The 17747-nt window shown below is 65.2% G+C and carries 16 protein-coding genes; 4 read left to right on the top strand and 12 right to left on the bottom strand.

From position 1 onward, the window contains the following. From HGP13_RS07415 to HGP13_RS07380, 8 genes are all read right to left on the bottom strand, one after another. Entirely contained in the window at positions 1-1488 is a 1488-nt protein-coding gene (locus tag HGP13_RS07415; protein ID WP_172223373.1) for a multicopper oxidase family protein, read from the bottom strand. Positions 1489-1728: 240 nt separating this feature from the next. Continuing rightward, positions 1729-2082, bottom strand: a complete 354-nt coding sequence (locus HGP13_RS07410; RefSeq protein WP_172223370.1) for a cupin domain-containing protein — start codon at positions 2080-2082, stop codon at positions 1729-1731. Positions 2083-2209: 127 nt separating this feature from the next. After that, positions 2210-3103 (bottom strand): sugar phosphate isomerase/epimerase, encoded by an 894-nt coding sequence (locus tag HGP13_RS07405; protein ID WP_172223367.1) that lies wholly within the window; start codon positions 3101-3103, stop codon positions 2210-2212. 66 nt (positions 3104-3169) lie between these two features. Then, positions 3170-4108 (bottom strand): ABC transporter substrate-binding protein, encoded by a 939-nt coding sequence (locus HGP13_RS07400; protein WP_172223364.1) that lies wholly within the window; start codon positions 4106-4108, stop codon positions 3170-3172. An 80-nt stretch (positions 4109-4188) separates the two neighbouring features. Continuing rightward, positions 4189-5181, bottom strand: a complete 993-nt coding sequence (locus HGP13_RS07395; protein WP_172223360.1) for a ribose ABC transporter permease — start codon at positions 5179-5181, stop codon at positions 4189-4191. Beyond that, positions 5178-6722: a sugar ABC transporter ATP-binding protein gene (locus HGP13_RS07390; RefSeq protein WP_172223357.1), complete on the bottom strand. Its 1545-nt coding sequence runs from the start codon at positions 6720-6722 to the stop codon at positions 5178-5180. The genes HGP13_RS07395 and HGP13_RS07390 overlap by 4 nt, the downstream gene beginning before the upstream one ends. Beyond that, positions 6719-8098, bottom strand: coding sequence for an FGGY-family carbohydrate kinase (locus tag HGP13_RS07385; RefSeq protein WP_172223353.1), 1380 nt, complete (start codon positions 8096-8098; stop codon positions 6719-6721). The genes HGP13_RS07390 and HGP13_RS07385 overlap by 4 nt, the downstream gene beginning before the upstream one ends. Next, positions 8095-8877 (bottom strand): DeoR/GlpR family DNA-binding transcription regulator, encoded by a 783-nt coding sequence (locus HGP13_RS07380; RefSeq protein ID WP_172223350.1) that lies wholly within the window; start codon positions 8875-8877, stop codon positions 8095-8097. Before HGP13_RS07380 ends, HGP13_RS07385 begins: the two co-directional genes overlap by 4 nt. A gap of 182 nt (positions 8878-9059) precedes the next feature. On the opposite strand from HGP13_RS07380, the gene HGP13_RS07375 reads away from it, so the two are divergent. The 3 genes from HGP13_RS07375 to HGP13_RS07365 are packed head-to-tail and all read left to right on the top strand — an operon-like array spanning position 9060 to position 12241. Beyond that, entirely contained in the window at positions 9060-10103 is a 1044-nt protein-coding gene (locus tag HGP13_RS07375) for a class II aldolase/adducin family protein (protein WP_172223347.1), read from the top strand. Between the two features lie 15 nt (positions 10104-10118). Next, entirely contained in the window at positions 10119-11393 is a 1275-nt protein-coding gene (locus HGP13_RS07370) for an FGGY-family carbohydrate kinase (protein WP_172223344.1), read from the top strand. Then, positions 11390-12241 carry a TIGR01459 family HAD-type hydrolase gene (locus tag HGP13_RS07365; RefSeq protein ID WP_172223341.1) on the top strand — a complete coding sequence of 284 codons (852 nt, stop codon included), beginning with the start codon at positions 11390-11392 and terminating at the stop codon, positions 12239-12241. Before HGP13_RS07370 ends, HGP13_RS07365 begins: the two co-directional genes overlap by 4 nt. Here HGP13_RS07365 and HGP13_RS07360 read toward each other — a convergent pair. Beyond that, positions 12228-13253, bottom strand: a complete 1026-nt coding sequence (locus HGP13_RS07360; protein WP_246707307.1) for a sugar-binding transcriptional regulator — start codon at positions 13251-13253, stop codon at positions 12228-12230. The two genes, HGP13_RS07365 and HGP13_RS07360, sit on opposite strands and share 14 nt — an antisense overlap. Positions 13254-13410: 157 nt before the next feature. Here HGP13_RS07360 and HGP13_RS07355 point away from each other — a divergent pair, with 157 nt between their 5' ends. After that, the gene (locus HGP13_RS07355; RefSeq protein ID WP_172223338.1) at positions 13411-14211 is read left to right on the top strand and encodes a hypothetical protein; all 801 of its coding nucleotides are present in this window, start codon (positions 13411-13413) and stop codon (positions 14209-14211) included. A gap of 39 nt (positions 14212-14250) precedes the next feature. On the opposite strand, the gene ptsP is transcribed toward HGP13_RS07355, so the two are convergent. The 3 genes from ptsP to HGP13_RS07340 form a co-directional block, all read right to left on the bottom strand. Then, positions 14251-16227, bottom strand: coding sequence for a phosphoenolpyruvate--protein phosphotransferase (gene ptsP, locus HGP13_RS07350; protein ID WP_172223335.1), 1977 nt, complete (start codon positions 16225-16227; stop codon positions 14251-14253). A gap of 56 nt (positions 16228-16283) precedes the next feature. Continuing rightward, the gene (locus HGP13_RS07345) at positions 16284-16664 is read right to left on the bottom strand and encodes a PTS glucitol/sorbitol transporter subunit IIA (RefSeq protein WP_172223332.1); all 381 of its coding nucleotides are present in this window, start codon (positions 16662-16664) and stop codon (positions 16284-16286) included. Between the two features lie 73 nt (positions 16665-16737). Further along, positions 16738-17742, bottom strand: a complete 1005-nt coding sequence (locus HGP13_RS07340; protein WP_172223329.1) for a PTS glucitol/sorbitol transporter subunit IIB — start codon at positions 17740-17742, stop codon at positions 16738-16740. Positions 17743-17747 lie beyond the last annotated feature (5 nt).

The raw sequence follows: 17747 nt of genomic DNA, 5'->3' as shown, positions 1-17747 counted from the left end.
CTATGCCCGCACGTCGACAATGCCCATCATGCCGAGCTGCTCATGCTCGAGGATGTGGCAGTGGTACATCCTCGGCCCCGGCCGGTCCTGCCGCAACAGCAGCCGCACCGTCTCTCCGCGCGCGACATTGACGGTGTCTTTCCAGGCGCGATAGGCCGGCTTTGATATGGTGCCGCTACGTTCGTGCTCGATCACCTGGAACTGCGTCCCATGCACATGGAATGGATGATCCATGTCCGCCTGGTTGACGATCTCCCAGAGTTCGACCTCGCCTGCCTTGGCGATGACGTCGGTGCGGTTCATATCGAATGCGGCGCCGTTGATCAGGAACCCCATCTCCATGCCGCTGGCGTTCATGGTCATGGTTTCGGTGAAGACGAAACGTCGGCTGACGACAGGAGCGCCGAGCTGCGCGATCGGTCGCAGCCTGTCGGGCAGTGGCGGAACGGGATCCGCCTCAATCTGCGAGACATTGACCGTCAGCAGCGTCAGCCCGGCATCGGCAGGCCGCCCTGGACCCATCCAGCCGCGGTCATAGTCGAGCGTGGCAAGCGTCGCCGCGCCGGGTTTGTCGAAAGAGACGACCAGTTCAAGCCGTTCCGCCGGGCTGAGCAGGATGTCGCCGGCTGCGACTGGGGCCTCCAGCAGACCGCCGTCCGTTCCGATGATCGTCATCGCCGCAGCGCCAAAGGAGAGCCGCAAAAAGCGCGCGTTGGTCGCATTGTAGAACCGGAAGCGCCGCATCGTGCCACAGGGGACCGTCAGTGTCGGATTCTTCTGTCCGTTGACCAGCACATGGTCGCCGACGCGCCCGTTCATCAGGTCCGTCATCGTGTTGTCGGGCAAGGTGCCATCGGCCGCAAGGCGCAGGTCGGTGAACACCAGCACGGTGTCGCCATAGGCGGCCGGGATCGGATCGGCCTTCGGCTTGACCACGAACGCGCCGGCAAGGCCGCGATAGACCTGCTCGGCCGTCTTGCCGTGCGGATGCGGGTGATACCAGTATGAGCCGGCGCTGCCTTCCGGCAGGTCGAAGCTGTAGGTGCGATCGGTGCCGGTCACGACCGGGTCCATCGGATTGCCGTCCTGGTCGGCGGGCACTGGCATGCCATGCCAGTGGATGGTGCTTGCCTCGTCCGCAATCCGGTTGGCGAAGGTGATCTCGACCCTGTCGCCTTCGACCGCCTCGATCAGCGGCCCGGGGCTGGTGCCGTTGTAACCGAGGATCGGCGTGTCCAGTCCTTCGGCAAAACGCACCGTGGCGGACCCGGCGGTCAGCGTCGCCTTGAACAGGCCGGGCGCACTGGCTTCGTTCGCCAGCAGGGGCAATTCGCGCAACGCCTCGCCTTCAGGCAAAACGGCCGCGCCTTGGCCTGCGTGATCGCCCATATCCATGCCGGGCATGTCGTCCATCTTCATCTGAGCAACCGCACGCTCGCTCACAAGAACCGTCGCAAGACCTGCCGCCAGAAAACCACGCCGATGCATCTGTCGTCTCCTCGATCAGCCGCTGAACGCGGGGGGCGATCCTAAGGAGACTGCCGATGCCCGGCCAGGTCAATGCGGCGTTTGGGCCCGCCTGATCGGTCCAGTGTGATGGCCGCGGGAAAGCCCTGAACAAGATTACTCAGGTCGAATTGGCACAGATGAAGGCAGCCGGATTGAAGAAAAGTATTGCAGGTCGGCACATTGCCGACCTGCCTGCTTGGCGTCATCGAGGCCGGGGCGTTAGCCAACCCTGACTACGAAATGCTTGGTCACCGGCTCGATTATCTTCCAGGTTCCCTTGAAATCGGCTTCCACCACGAAAGCGTCGCCGGGGCCGACTTCGACCGGCGTGCCGCCGTCGGGGGTGATGACGATGCGGCCGGCGATCATGTGCACGAACTCATAGTCGGTGTAGGTCGCATGATAGGTGCCGGGCGACGCGCGCCACGTGCCCGAGATGACCTTGCCGTCCGCGGTCGTGTGCTGGACGGCGGTTTGCATGGTCGGGTGGCCCTCGACCACGATCCAGCCAGGCAGGTCGCCGGCTTCCGCGTGTTCGACGGGGCCGAATTTGAGGATCGTCTTGTTCGTCATGCCTGGCTCCTTCTGCTTCATGTATCGCAGAGGGTCGGATAGCCCATGCACATGACGGGAGCAATGCATGCGTCACGAGAACGAGCGGCGTTCAGCAGCTTGGAAAGTCCTGCCGCCCGCGACCGCCCTATGGCCTGTGCCGAGCCGAGACCAGTTCCGCCTTGCGCCGCGCCGTCTCCAGCCCAAGGCCGATGAAGGCGCGCGCGTGCTTGGCGAGTGCCATATTGTCGGTCCACAGATTGCGCCAGATCGCGGTCTTCTTCGACAGGTTCTCGTCGACAATCTCCGACGAGAAGGATTCGAAGCTGAGATCGTCGGCATAGCCGATCGCGGTCAGCGCATCGAATATCGCTGCAAAGTCGATATTGCCGGTGCCGAGGAAGCCGCGATGGCTCTCGCCGATATGGACATAGCCGATCTTGCCCGCGGCGTGGCGGATGGCGAGCCCGACATCGGCTTCCTCGATATTCATGTGGAACGTGTCGAGATGCAGGAAGATGTTGTCCGAACCGGTGTCCTCGATGAAAGCGAGACCTTGCGCGGCGGTGTTGAGCAGATTGCTTTCGAAGCGGTTGACGATCTCGAGATTGAGCGTGACACCGGCCGCCTTCGCTGTCTCGGCGACCTTGGCCAGCACTGCTGCGCTGCGGTTCCACTGATCACGCGTCGGCGCCTGGACCTGCAAGCCATGGCTGGCCGACAGGATGCCGGCGACCTTGCCGCCGCCAAGGTCGCGCGTCAGCGCGATGGTCTGGTTGAGGATCTCGACGCCGCGCGTCGCAATCGCCTTGTCGGCGCTGGAAATGTCGCCGTCAGCAGGCAATCCGATGCTGATCGCCACGCCGAGGCCGAGATCGGCGATACGCTTCGCGAGCCCGCCAATGTCGACATCGGCAGGGTCGAGATAGGAGAATTCGATCAGGTCGAAGCCGGCCTCTCGCGTGTTGGCCAGCGCGCGTTCGAGCTCGCCTTGCGCCGAACTCGCCGACCAGACGAAAGAATGGATTCCAATGCGCGACATGATCGTCTCCGGTTTGCGGATGAGGAGGGCGCGGCCGGGTCAACCGGCCCGCGCTTGTTGGAGTGATCAGCGGGCCGCGGTCCAGCCCTTGTAGTCCTTCAGGTTCTCGGCGGTGATCAGCTTGGGATCGAGCAGCACGATCGGTTCCGCCGGCTTCTTGCCGGCCAGCAATTCAGCGGCCATCGTCAGCGACTGGCCGGCCATCACGTAGGGGTCCTGCGAGGCCGAGGCCTTGATCATCGACTTGCCGGAAGAAAGCTCCTTTTCGATATCGGGCGCGCCGTCGACCGCGGTAAAGATGAACTCGGAGCGGTTGAGCTGCTTGGCGGCGAGCTGGGCGCCGATCGCCGTCGGATCATTGATGGCGAACACCGCGTCGATCTTGTCGAAGCGGGTGAGCAGCGACTGGAACACTTTCAGGCCGCCGTCGCGCGAGCCTTCGGCGTTCTGGTCGTCGGACAGGATCTTGATGTCGGGATGCTGCGCAAGCACATTCTTGCAGCCCTTGACCCGCTCCAGGATCGACGACGAGGCCGGACCGTTGAGAATGACGTAATCGCCCTTGCCGCCGGTGTGGTCGACCAGGTACTGGCAGGCCTCTTCGCCGGCCTTGACGTTGTTGGTCATCACGGTGACGTCGGCGCCCGGCGCCGAAACGTCGAAGGCGGCAACGATGATGCCGGCAGCCTGCGCCTTCTTCACCGCCGGCGCGATCGCCTTGGCATCGACGGCGTTGAGCATGATCACGTCGACGCCGGCGGCAATAAAGGAATCGACCTGCGAGACCTGCTTGTTGAGGTCGTAGTCGGCCGACACCGACGTCACCTCGACCTTCGGATTGATCTTCTTGGCCGCGTCCTCGATGCCCTTGATCGTGGCGACGAAGAAAGGGTTGCCGAGCAGGCCGACCGAGATGCCGACCTTGTTGAGGTCCTTGGCCGATGCCGGCGCGATGGCGACGGCCGCGAATGCGGCGCCGCAGAGCAATTTGGCTATGATCTTCATTACGCTTACTTCCTCCTGATGCCCCGCGCCTCTCGCGGTGCGTTACACAAGCCGGTCGTTGATGCCGGCGACCAGGTCACTCACGTTCTTGCCCCTGCCTGGAGCCGGTAGCGGTCGAGGGCGACCGCCACGATGATGACCAATCCCTTGATGATGTACTGCCAGATGTCCGAGACACCGGCCAAGATGAGCCCGTTGGACAGCACCGCGATGATCAGGCCGCCGATCAGCGTGCCCCAGATCGAGCCGACGCCGCCGACGAAGCTGGTGCCGCCGAGGATGACGGCGGCGATGGCGTCGAGCTCGTAGGACTGGCCGAGCTGCAGGCCGTTGGCGGCGTAAAGCCTTGCCGCCGACATGGCGCCGCCGAGACCGGCGAGCAGGCCGGAGACGCCATAGACGAAGAGCAGCACCAGCGGCACTTTGATGCCGGTCAGCCGCGCCGCCTCGGCATTGCCGCCGACAGCGTAAATCCAGGTGCCGAGCACGGTGCGCTTGAGCACCAGCCAGGACAACACCACCACGCTGAGCGCGATGATGACCAGCCAGGGAATGCCGAAGAGCGAACCATTGCCGATGAAATCGAACGGCAGGTCCGAGTTGAACACGGTCGTGTCCTGCCCGAGCAGGCGGGCAATGCCGCGCACGGCAGTCAGTGAACCCAGCGTGACGATGAAGGGCGGCAGCCTGATATAGGCAACGAGCAGCCCGTTGATGAGGCCGAAGCCGAGACCAACCAGAATGGCCGCCGGCACGCCCAGCAGGCCCCAGTCCGGCACCAGCGACACCATCACCGCCACCATCGCCGCGGCGGCGAGGATGGAACCGACCGACAGGTCGATGCCGCCGGTCAGGATGACGAAGGTCATGCCGGCGGCAAGCACGATATTGATCGACGATTGCTGCGTGACGATGAGCAGGTTGGTCTCGGTCAGGAAGCGGGGATTGATGAACTGGAAGCCCGCCGCCAGCAGCACCAGCACAGGCAGCATGCCGAGCGCGGCAAAGGCCGCACGCAGCCGCCGGCTCCTGACCGTCGCCTGATCCACGCTCGTCGTCGTTCTGTCGGTCATCCCTGGGCCGCTCCCGTCGCAAGTTCCATGATCGCTTCCTGGCGCAGCGGCTCGCCTTCGGATGCCGTCGCCTCGCCCGCGATAGTGCCGTCGCGCATCACCAGCACGCGGTCGGCGACGCCGATCACCTCGGGCAATTCGCTGGAGATCATCAGGATGGCGATGCCGCTGTTGGCGAGATTGTCGATCAGCCGGTAGATTTCCGACTTGGCGCCGACATCGACGCCACGGGTCGGCTCGTCGAGGATGACGACCTTCGGCTCGGTCTCCAGCAGTCGGGCAAGCAGCACCTTCTGCTGGTTGCCGCCCGACAGCGAGCCGGCATTGGTCTGCGCCGAGCGGGTGCGGATCGACAGGTCCGCAATGGCCTTTGACGCGCGCCTTTCGGCGGCGGTGAAGTCGCGAAATCCGCCGGCCCGCGCGTCCCTGGCCAGCACGCCCATGCTGATGTTGTCGGAAATAGACATGTCGAGGAACAGGCCGAGTTCCTTGCGGTCCTCGGTGAGATAAGCGATGCCGGCATCGAGCGCCTCGCGCGGCGAGCCGATGGTTACAGGCTTGCCGTCGAGTTCCAGCGTGCCTGATGTCCGCCTGTCGGCGCCGAAGATCAGCCGGGCAAGCTCGGTGCGGCCGGAGCCGACGAGACCCGCCAGCGCCAGCACCTCGCCCTTGTGCAGGTCGAACGAACAGTTCTTCAGCAGACGGTCGTCGGACATGCCGCGCACCGAGAGCGCGACGGCGCGCTTTTCGTCCGGCGGGCGATGGTCCTTCTTGTAGAAGGCGGAGAGATCGCGGCCGACCATCATCGACACCAGCCGCGAGGCGTTGAGGTCGGCGCGCTCCAGCGTGCCGACATAGCCGCTGTCGCGCAGCACGCTGACGCGGTCGGCGAGCTGGTAGACCTCTTCCATGCGATGGCTGATGTAGATGATGGCGATGCCTTGCGCTTTCAGCGTCGCGATCACCTCAAACAGCCGGTCGGTCTCGCGCGAGGTCAGCGAGGTCGTCGGCTCATCCATGACGATGATGCGCGCATTGGTCGACAAGGCGCGGGCGATCTCGACCAGTTGTCGCTCGCCAAGCGACAGGCTGGAGACCAGCGCACGCGCCGAGAAGGAGACGCCGAGCCGCGCGATGATTTCGTTCGCACGCCGGCTGCATTGGTCGCGGTCGACAATGCCGAAGCGCCGCGGCTCATTGCCGAGGAAGATGTTCTGCGCCACCGTCAGATTGGGCGCCAGCGACAGCTCCTGATAGATCACCGCGATGCCGGCGGCGCGCGCCTTGACCGGATCGCCGGTCGCGGCGGGCACGCCATCGATCAGGATCTCGCCGCCGGCATCCGGGCGATAGGCGCCCGACAGCACCTTCATCAGCGTCGATTTGCCGGCGCCGTTTTCCCCCATCAGCGCGTGGACTTCACCGGCGTGAACGGACAGCGACACATCCTGCAAGGCGCGGACTGCGCCAAACGTCTTGGTGATGTGGCGCATCTCCAGCACCGGCCGGCGCGCCGTCTCGGTCTTGGCCGCCGCGATCATCGTGCGCCTCCCGCCGTCTTGGCGACGCTGCCATGGCCGGCAACGAGATCGCGCCAGCCGTCGCGGTAGCCGGTAAGGCCGGTGAAGCGCGTCGCATGCACCGGCTCCGGCGCCTCGGCGGCGAAATCGCGGCCGACGCTTTCGAAGGCGAGCGCCGCCGCACCCGTGGCGCTGCCTTCCAGCGTGGCGCCCTGCAGAAAAGCCTGGCCGGGACGCAACTGCGCCAGCAGACCGGCCAGCAGACCGCCCGTGTTCAGCCCGCCATCGACGATGATGGTGTTTTGCGAATGGATGAGGTCGAGGCAGAGGTCGACCATAAGCGCCACATAAAGCAGCGCCACCGCAGCGCGTTGCTCGGCGCCGGGCGTACCGCCGATGATTTCGCCACGATGGCCCGATATCGGCCCGCCGGGCGCGAAGCTCGGCAACGCCATGAGGCCGGCGTCGATCGCCTGCTGTATCGAGCCATGCGGGATCGCGCCTTGCCAGCCGCCGCTTATGGTGGCGAATTCGCGGCCACCCATGAAACGGATGGTCGGCACCGAGCGGCCGTCGACATCGACATTGACCAGCATGTCGCGGTCACGGTCGAGCGCTTCCAGCGGGCAGGCGGGATTGAGCACGATGACCCAGGTGCCGGTCGACACCACGGTCAGCGGGCCAAGCTCTTGCCGGCGATAGGCATAGAGCGCCGCATTCGAATCGTGGACGCCATTGTGTATGGCGATTGGCCGTGACGCGTCACCAAGACGCCGCTCGCCGATGACCGCGCCGGCGCGCGCGAAGGCCGGCATCTGGCCGCGCCACCCCTCGGCATCGACCAACGACGAAAAATCCCGTTTGCGCGGCGCCCACAAATGCGAATGGCAGCCGAGATAGGACACTTCGCTGACCGGTCGGCCACCGAGGCGCCAGCTCCAGTATTGGGGATAGCCGAGGATCGATTTCGCCGCAGCGAACGCGCCGGGATCGACCGCCTGCAGCCACAGCATGTGGCGGCCATAGTTGAACCCAAGCGGCAGGCGGGGCGAGAACGTCTCGGCAAAATCCGGAATGCGGCGATCGATCCGCGTGGCGATTTCGGCCGGCGGCTCCTGCTCGTAGTCGAGGATCGGATGCGTCAGCGCCGCGTCGTCCACGAGAGCAAAGGTGCAGCCATGGCCCGACACCATCACCCCTTCGACGCCATGGCTTTCGACCGCGTCCGTGACGGCACCCAGCGCCCAGTCATGGAGAGCGGCCTCGTCGAGCACGCTGAAGCCGTCCTGGCGCGTCCATTTGGGCTGGGTCCGGCGCTCGTCGAGGATGCGTCCGTCCTCACCGAAGACGAACAGCTTCGAATTGGTCTTGCCGAAATCGAGCACCGCCACTTTCACGGGACGGCTCCCGAGGTGGACGCAATCCGCACCATGACGCCGGCGTCTTCCAGCATGCGTGCATCGGTGTCGGAGAGGCCGTCGTCAGTCACCAGCGTGCCGATGCGCGCCAGCGGCAGGGCGACATTGCGCGCGTGGATCGACAGTTTGCGGCTGTCGGCCAACACCACGATCTGGTCGGCGCAGAGGCTGAGTTCAACGATGGAGCGCACCAGCAACGGATGCGATTCCAGCAGTCCCTCCTGGTTGAGGCCTTGCGCGCCGAGAAAGAACTTCGAGGCGTAGAAGGGCGTTGCCTGAGTCTGCGAATGGATGATGCCGGGCTCGCGATGCAGGTCGCCACCGGCAACCGTCAGGCTGCAATGGCCATGGTCGCTGAGATAGGCCGCGAGCGGCATCGAATTGGTGTAGAGGCGGATGTTGCGGTCGGCGAGCTTGACGCCGAGATGGAAACACGTCGAGCCGCCATGGACGATGACCGCGTCACCGTCGCGCACCATGGTCGCTGCGAGAGCAGCGATCTGTCGCTTGGCTTCGACCGCGAGGTCGCGGTTCTCATCATAGGGTCGGGCATAGGCAACGCCTGCCTGTGAAGCGCCGTCGAGCGCTGAGATGCCGCCATAGACCTTCCGCGCCTCGCCGGCCTCGTCGATTCGATCGATATCGCGCCTCACCGTCGCCGCCGAAACGCCAAGCCGCTCCTGCAGCTCGCGCACCGAGGCGAACGGGCGGTCCCGCAGCAATTCGACGATCTGACGCTGGCGGCCGAGGTCGCTCAACTTTTTCCTCCCAATGCCATTTCTCCATGGCAATTGGCGCAACTTACTCAACATTAGTCAGATTGCAAGCCAGTTTTGACGATAGTAGATCACTGTTGACGCAGATCACTCATATCTGCGATATCAGCGCCAACAGCGGCCCGGGCGACGGGATTCCGCGCAAGCGTTGAGGGAAAGGCGCCATGGCAACCCAAGCTGATGCGCAGGAACTGGCAGCCTTGCGGGCTCTTTCAGCCAGCATCGGGCTAAACCCGCATATGACCCAGGCGGCGGGTGGCAACACTTCGCTCAAGGCCGGCGACACGCTGTGGATCAAGGCATCCGGCACCTGGCTGAAGGATGCGCTCACCCACGACATCGTGGTGCCGGTGGCGATGGCGCCGCTGCTCAAGGCGGTCGACGAGCGCGATCCGGCCGCCGACACGCCGCAGGCCTTTGCAATCGATGAACTCAATCCGCGCGGCCTGCGCCCGTCGATCGAAACCACGGTGCACGCCTTGATGCCGCAACGCGTGGTGCTGCATGTGCATTGCGTCGACACGATTTCGCTTGCCGTGCAGACCGATGGCGAGGCCGAGGTCGCCAGGCGGCTCGCCGGCATCGAATGGGCTTACGTACCCTACTGCCGGCCAGGCCTGCCGCTTGCCCGCGGCATTGCCGAGAAACTGCGCCCTGGTGTCGACGTGCTAATCCTTGGCAATCACGGGCTGGTCGTCGCCGCCGAAACCGTCGCCGAGGCGGACCGCCTGCTCCGCCGCGTCCGGTCACTGCTGGCGCGCCCGGCGCGCGCGACCGCCGCGCCCGACATCGCGGCTCTGACGGAGCTTGCCGCTGACAGCTTCTACCGATTGCCGGCGGATGCCGAAGCCCATGCGGTCGCAATCGATCCGGAAAGCCGCCGCATGGCTGAAGCCGGCAGCCTCTATCCTGACCATGTCATCTTCCTCGGCCCGGGCTCGGTGGTGGCGAGACCGGGTGAGGATGCGGCCGGTGTCACCGCACGGCTCGGCGCGGCGCCCATGGCGATCCTGTTTCCCGGCACCGGCGCGCTGATGCGCCGCGACGCCAGCGCCGGCGCCGACGCCATGCAGCGCTGCCTCGCCGATGTGACGGCACGCGTCGATGTCGCGGCACGATTGAACTATCTCACCGCCGCCGAGAATGATGAACTGGTCAATTGGGACGCCGAGCAGTATCGCCAGAAGCTGAATGCCGCAGGCGGCTAGCAAAGGACTGAAGACATGATGCCCCTTGTCATCGGCATCGATATCGGCACGTCGGGCGCGCGCGCCGTCGCCATGCGCCCGGATTTTTCGATTGCCGGCCAGTCCGCAGTCCGCCTCGACAGATTCGGCCAAAATCCCCGCGACCCTTCGGCGTGGTGGCAAGCGGTCCAGGCGGCTCTGACGGATCTGCTTTCCAGCATTGACCGCGCTGCGGTCCGCGCCATCGCCGTCGACGGCACGTCGGGCACGCTGCTGCCGGTCGACTACGCCGGGCGACCCTTGGCCGAGCCGCTGATGTACAACGACAAGGTCGCCGACGCCGACATTCTGGCCGCCATCGCCCGCGAGGCGCCGGAGGCGAGCGCCGCGCATGGCGCCACTTCAGGCCTCGCCAAGGCGCTGCGCTTCCAGCATTTGACAGGCATCGTGGCCGTGCTGCACCAGGCCGACTGGATCGCCGGAAATCTGTCTGGCCGCTTCGACATCAGCGACGAGAACAATGCGCTGAAGACAGGCTATGACGTCGAGGCCCGCCGCTGGCCGGACTGGATCGCGGCCACCGGCATGCGCATGGACTTGCTACCTGACGTCGTCGAGCCGGGCGATGTCACCGGCACGCTCACCCCGGCCGCCGCGAAGCTGTTCGGCCTGCCGCGTGACGTGGTCGTGGTCGCCGGCACCACGGATGGCTGCGCCTCGTTCCTGGCGACGGGCGCCACATCAGCCGGCGACGGCGTCACGGCGCTGGGATCATCGCTGACCATCAAGATCCTGTCCGACCGCCCGATCTCGGCGCCGCGCTTCGGCATCTACAGCCATCGCCTCGGCGACGCCTGGCTCGCCGGCGGCGCGTCGAATTCCGGCGGCAAGGTGCTGGCGCAGCATTTTCCGCTGGCGCGCATCATCGAACTCAGTGCCGCAATCGACCCGACGACCGAGACCGGCCTCGACTATTATCCTCTTAGTATAGCGGGCGAACGGTTTCCCGTCGCCGACCCAGCACTGCCGCCGCGCCTTGCGCCACGCCCGGCTGACGACGCCGACTATCTCAAGGCGATGTTCGAAGGCATGGCCGCGATCGAGGCACTCGGTTACCGCCGGCTTGCCGAACTCGGCGCACCGGCGCTGACCTCGGTCAGGAGTGTCGGCGGCGGCGCAGCAAACAAGGCCTGGACGGCAATCCGGCAGCGCAAGCTCGGTGTCGATTTCCTGCCCACGCTTTCCGATGAGGCGGCCGCAGGCACGGCGCGGCTGGCACTGAAGGGTGCAAGCAAGGCGGGCCTCCTATGAGTGCGAAAACCATCGAACGCCTCGACGGCATCGGACCGCTGGCTGAGCGCTACCAGGTCTTCCTGCTCGACCAGTTCGGTGTGCTGCATGACGGCCAGGGTCCTTATCCAGGAGCGGTGGAGGCGTTGTCGGCGCTGAAGCGCGCCGGCAAGACGGTGGTGCTGATCTCCAATTCCGGCAAGCGCGCCAGGCCCAATGAGGATCGCCTGCTGAAGCTCGGCTTCGCCGCCGGCAGTTGGGACCATTTTGTCTCCTCCGGCGAGGTTGCATGGCGGTCCTTTGATGACATGGCGGCATCGGGAAAGCTGCGCCCTGAGACAAAATGCTTGCTGATCAGCCGCGACAACGACCGCACGGCGATCGAAGGCCTGCCCTTCTTGCTGACGAAGGCCGGTGAAGACGCCGAACTGGTGCTGATCTCGGCCAGCGAGGGCGATCGCTACGACCTCGACCATTACCGCCAGCTGCTCGCCCCGGCGGCAGCGCGAAAGGTGCCGTGCTTCTGCACCAATCCCGACAGGATCATGCTGACGGCGGTCGGACCCCGCTTCGGCGCCGGCGAGATCGCCGATCTCTACGAAAGCCTGGGCGGCAGCGTCACCCGCATCGGCAAGCCCTATCCAGCGATTTTCGACGCGGCCCTGGCGCTGGCCGGCGAGCCGGACCGCAAAAGCGTGGTCTGCATCGGCGACAGCGTCGAGCACGACATATCAGGTGGCAACGGCGCCGGCATCGCCACGGCGCTGGTGCTCGGCGGAATATTGGCGGACACACCGGATCTTGCCGCCGTTTTCGACGAGCAGCAGGCCTGGCCCGATTACATCACGGGGTCCTTCAGCTTGCGCTGACCGCCTCGAGCATGCGCTTGGCGCTTTCCTCGTCGGTGATAAGGATGGTCGGCGCGATCAGGTGCATCGCGCCTAGCAGCGCCTCGGTCTTCTCCGCACCGCCGGAGGTGAGGATGCGGATTGGCGCCGCGCGCAGACGGTCGACCTCCACCGACATCACGTGGCTGTTGACGGGATGGTCGACCAGATCGCCATTGCGGTCGAAGAAATGGAACAGAAGGTCGCCGACCGCGCCGCGCGCTAGCAGGGCCTCCCGGTCCGCTTCCCTGAGAAAGCCGCCGCGAGAAAAGGTGGTGGCCGAAGCAATGCCGCCGACGCTCAACAGAACGGCATCGAGCACGTTGGCCATCTCAAAAACCTCCTGCAGGCCGCAGCGCTCGACCAGCGCGATCTTGGTCTCGACGCTGTCGACGACGGCCGGCGTCGGGATCAGGTAGCCGTCGCCCTGGAAGATTTGCGCGAAGCGCCAGGCGAACTCGGCCGGATTGTAACGCCGCACGACGCCGACACCCCCAAGCAGCGAAATGACCTTGAAGTCGGTGAGCGATTTGGCGCTGATGAAGGGCAGGCTCGAAAACAGCGTCTGGCCCCAGCCGACACCGACGCGCATACCCGATTTCATCGTGTCGGATAGAAAACTGCCGGTCTTGGCGCTGATTGCCGGGATCGGATCGGCATTGGGCGCGGTCAGCGGCGCCACCAGCGCCTGCTGCAGGCCAAACGTCCGCTCCAGCGCGCGCTCCAGCCGCACGATCTCCGACAATTCGCTCTCGATGGTGATCTTCACCTCGTTGCGCGCCCGCGCCTCGGCCAGCATGCGCACGATGGTGACGCGGCCAACGCCAAGCACGTCGGCAATCTCGTTCTGCGTCATCTGCTCGACGAAATACATCCACGCGGCGCGAATCCTGAGGCGGTCCGTCCGGCTTTCGCTAGCGATCTGCTCGGTCGCTTCGACTCCTATCCGCCCCTCGTCGGCCCGCCCCTCTCCGGATTGTCGTCGCCTGGCCAAATCATCCCTCCCCCGCGGCGACGGACAAGCGCGCTGTCGCCGATTCTGCATGCTGGTCTAGTATCGCCTATTGATCTACCAATCGATAGGAACAATGTAGAGTTGGTGGCAGGCCCCCTGCTGGCCGCCCTCCACGGCACTTTCGAGGCGATCCGCGATGCTCCGACAAATCTCCGAAGACGTCCGCGTCAACCTGAAGGACCGGTTGCGGGAAGTCCGCGACATCATCCGCCAAAGCCGCCATGACGGCACCGGCAACGCTAGCGTCCTGCGCGAAGCAACCAGCCATTTGCCGCCGTTTCCGGGCAAGGGCATCGAGGGCCTGCTCAGCCATGCCGCCAGCGCCTTCGACGAAGCGCTGTCGATCGCCGAATCCTTTGTCCCGCATGAGCGCCCGATCAAGGTGGACGGCACGACCGTAAAAGGCCTCGGCACCTATTTCCCGGCCGGAAACGAAGAGCGGCAGTTGGGCGCTGAGCGCCTGTTTCGGCGCGACATGTACTATCTGACCAAGGCGGTGCTTGCCGGGTTGAAGATCGACAATGCCCGCATCCATGAAGCCGATTTTGCCGCCGTGCATGCCACGATGCGCAAGCGCCACGGCGATCTGCTGGCCGCCCTGACCGCTCCCGGCGCTGGACTGCAGGCGATCGCGGCCACCTGCGCGGCGCTGCTGGTCGAGTTGCTCAACCAGCGTCCCGTCCGCTTTGGCGAGGCCGCGCCCGAAATGGCCGCGATTGGTGGTCGGGCGCTCGATATAAGTTGTTTGGCGCCGGTCGTTCTGGCCTGCGGCCTGGCGACAACCGGCCGCGACGGCGCGCCGGAACCGGACATGCTGGAGATCGCGATCCTGGCTGCCGATATCCGTCACGACCGCATCGTGCAGGCTTGCGCCAAGGCGAGCCCGATCGAGGAACTGACCCCTGTCTTTGCCACCTTGCTTGCCCACTTGCCATAACGCCCGGTTGCGCAAAACAAAGAGAACGGCTGCGGAAACCTAATCTCCAGCGGCCATGGCCGTGATCGTCTTCTTGGCGCGCTGGATCGAGGCCGGGCTCATCGAAAGCTCGGTCAGACCCATCTCGATGAAGGTCGGGATCAGATCCGGCCGGCCCGCCGCCTCGCCGCACATGCCCACCATGATGCCTGCGGCAACGCCGGCTTTTGCCGTCAGCTCGATCGCCATCATAACGGCCGGATTGGTGACGTCGTTGAGCTTCGCCACAGTCGGGTTGAGCCGGTCGGCGGCCATGATGTACTGCGTGAGATCATTGGTGCCGATCGAGAAGAAGGCCACCTCCTTGGCCAGCGCCTGAGCGATCAGCACGGCGGCCGGAGTCTCGATCATCACGCCGAGATCGAACGTCGCATGCGGCACGCCCTCGGCCTTCAGTTCGGCGGCGCATTCATCGACAAGAATGCGTGTCTGCCTGACCTCGCCGATATCGGAAACCATCGGCAGCATCACCTTGATGTTGCCGTGCACGGCGGCCCTGAGCAGCGCCCGGAGCTGGCGCTTGAAGATATCCGGCCGGTCGAGGCACATGCGGATGCCGCGCCAGCCGAGGAAGGGGTTCTCCTCGTCGGGGAACTCGATGCCGGCAATCGGCTTGTCGCCGCCGATATCGAGCGTGCGCACGATGACCGGATAGGGCGCGAAGGCCTTGGCCAGCGCCGCATAGGTCTCGGCCTGCATGTCCTCGGAGGGAAGATGCATGTGGCGCATGAACAGGAGCTCGGTGCGGAACAGGCCGACGCCCATGGCGCCCGCCTCCTGCGCCGCCTCGATTTCCTCGAGCGAGCCGATATTGGCCGCGACCTCGATCACCTTGCCGTCGGCGCGCTTCGGCGTCACCGTCTTGAAGACGGTCAGCCCGGCGCGCTCCTTTGTCGCCGCTTCGACGCGGCCTGCGAATTCGGCGCGCGTCGGCTCGTCGGGGTCGATGATCACATGGCCGGTGTTGCCGTCGAGCGCCACGTCGCGCGCCGTGCGCAAGGCATTGACCTGGTCGCCAAGGCCCAGCACCGCCGGAATGCCGTGCGAGCGGGCGATGATGGCGATGTGCGAGGTGGCGCCGCCATGGCCGCAAATCACCCCACCAATGCGTTTCAGCGGCGCGCGCGCCAGATCCCAGGCGCCGATGTCGTCAGCGATCAGAATGGCGCCCTCGGGGATGTTTTCGAGGCTGACGTCGTCTTGGCCCAGCAGCACCAGGCAGACCTGTCGCCCGACGGCATGGACATCGTCCGCCCGCGCATTGAGATAGTGATCGTCGACGGCGCTGAAATCGGCGGCGATGGTGGAAGCGGCGGTGATGACGGCCGAAACCGCGTCATTGCCGCCTTTGATCGCCTTCTCGGCCTCGCCGGTCAGGCTGTCGTCGGCGGCGATATCGCGAAGGGCCGCGACGATGCCGCGGTCTCCGGCCGACAAGCTGTCCTGCGCCAGCGCCCGGTCCATGCGCGCCTGGACGGCGGCGACGGCGGCACGGAACCTGTCGATCTCGCCGGCGATCTCGTCAGCCTGCAGCATGCGGCCTTGTCCGGCGATGTCAGGCGGGAAATGCGCGAAAGCCGGCCCGATCGCGACGCCCTCGCTTGCCGCGACACCGCGCAATCCGTTTGCTTCGCCGGGTGCTGATTGGCGCGCTGGTACGGGTGTCGCTTCCTGGCCGGCATCATTCGCCGGGCTCTGCGGCTCGGCCTCGTCGTCGAGACCCGCCTTGGGGTTCTCGAGATAGCCGATCAGCGCCTCGATCGCCTCGATGGCGTCGGCGCCATTAGCCCGCACGGTGACTTCCTGGTTTTCCTTGACCGCCAGCAGCATCAGCTTGACCGAACTCTTGGCGCTGACCGCCTTGCCGTCCTTGACCAGTTCGACATCGGATTCGAAGCCTTTGGCGAGCTTGACGAATCGCGTGGCGGGACGGGCGTGCAAACCTTCATGCACTCTGACGATGGTCGAGCGTTCCATGGCAAATACTCTGGTTTTGAGCGCCACCTCGAACATAGGCTGCGGCGCGAATGTTGTCAGGCGGCGATGGTTATGATCGTGCCGGTCTTGAGGGCGGCCACGAGCGCTTGTGCATCGACTTGCGACGCGCAGATTTCGCCCGGCCTTTCGGCCTCGGTGGCGCCATTGAACGAAATGACGACATGGCCCATTTCGAGCACCTTGCTCCAGGCGCTGGAGCCCACCGCCGTTATAACAGCTGAAACCGGGCCGAGGGTGATCGAAGCGCCCTTGGCGGGCGCTCCGTCACTTGGTCCGTGCTCCGTCTTGTGGAGCACGGAAACCTCGGCAAGCTCCGGCGGCGAGCCATCCGCAAACAGGATGACCACGCCTCCTTCGGCAAGGTCCGCCACTTCGGGCCCGATGGCAGTGACCCGTGTTCTCAACAGAACCGTCATATGGCGAACCTCATTTTCCTACTTTGACGCAATTCCGGACGGAAAACCGCTTACACTTTTCCTGGAATTGCTTTTAGAACACGATCAGGCTGACGACCCAGGCGATCAGCACCGAGATCGGACCCATGATCTGACGGCTGATGAGCACCGCCGGCACGCCGATTTCGATCGTCTTGGGCTTGGCTTCACCGAGCGCCAGGCCGACGGGGACGAAGTCGCAGCCGACCTGGGTATTGTAGGCAAACAGCGCCGGCAGGGCCATCGCCGGCGAAATCGTGCCGTTGGCGATCTGCGGACCGATGATGGCGACGCCGATGACCTGCGCGATAACAGCGCCTGGCCCGAGGATGGGCGACAGGAACGGCAGGCCGCAAATGGCCGAGATGATCAGCAGGCCGACGATGTTGTTGGCCAGCGGACCCATCGGCTGGGCGAGCACATCACCGATGCCGGTATAAAGGATCAGGCCGATGAGCATGGTTACGAAGGCCATGAACGGCAGCACGTTGCGCACGACCTGGTCGATCGTTCGGCGGCCGGAATTGAAGAAGATGCCGACCACCCGACCCATGACGCGGCCGATCGAGCTGATCAGGCCGATAAGCCCGCCTTCGCTCGGCAGCGGCTGTGGTGCCGCGGCTGCAGTGTTATTGCCTGAACTCATCGATGCTGCTCCCCCCGCAGTGGTGACCGCCTCGGATCCGTCCGCCATTGTGACGTTGGCCGGCTTCACGCCCGAAACGTAGATGTCCTCGGTGATGAACTGGGCCAGCGGCCCAGCCTGGCCGACCGGCGTCAGATTGACGGTCGGGATGCGCTTGCGCGGATAGACGCCGCAGCGTGCGGTGCCGCCGCAATCGACAACGACGACCGCCATCTCGCCTTCGACCGGCGGCGCCTTGAAGCCGTCGACGGCGGTGGCGCCGGTCATGTCGGCGATCAACTGAGCCACGGGATGGATGCCGCCGCCGGTGACGGAGACAACCTTGTCGCGCTGGCTAGTCGGCTCGATGACGAGCGGACCGCCCCAACCTGTGTTGCCCCGGGAGATCTTTACGGCTTTGTATGTCTTGGCCATGATGT

Source organism: Mesorhizobium sp. NZP2077 (assembly GCF_013170805.1).
In the GTDB taxonomy this organism is placed as follows: domain Bacteria; phylum Pseudomonadota; class Alphaproteobacteria; order Rhizobiales; family Rhizobiaceae; genus Mesorhizobium.
Note: the sequence above shows the minus strand (reverse complement) of the source record. Positions and strands in the feature narration are given on the sequence as shown.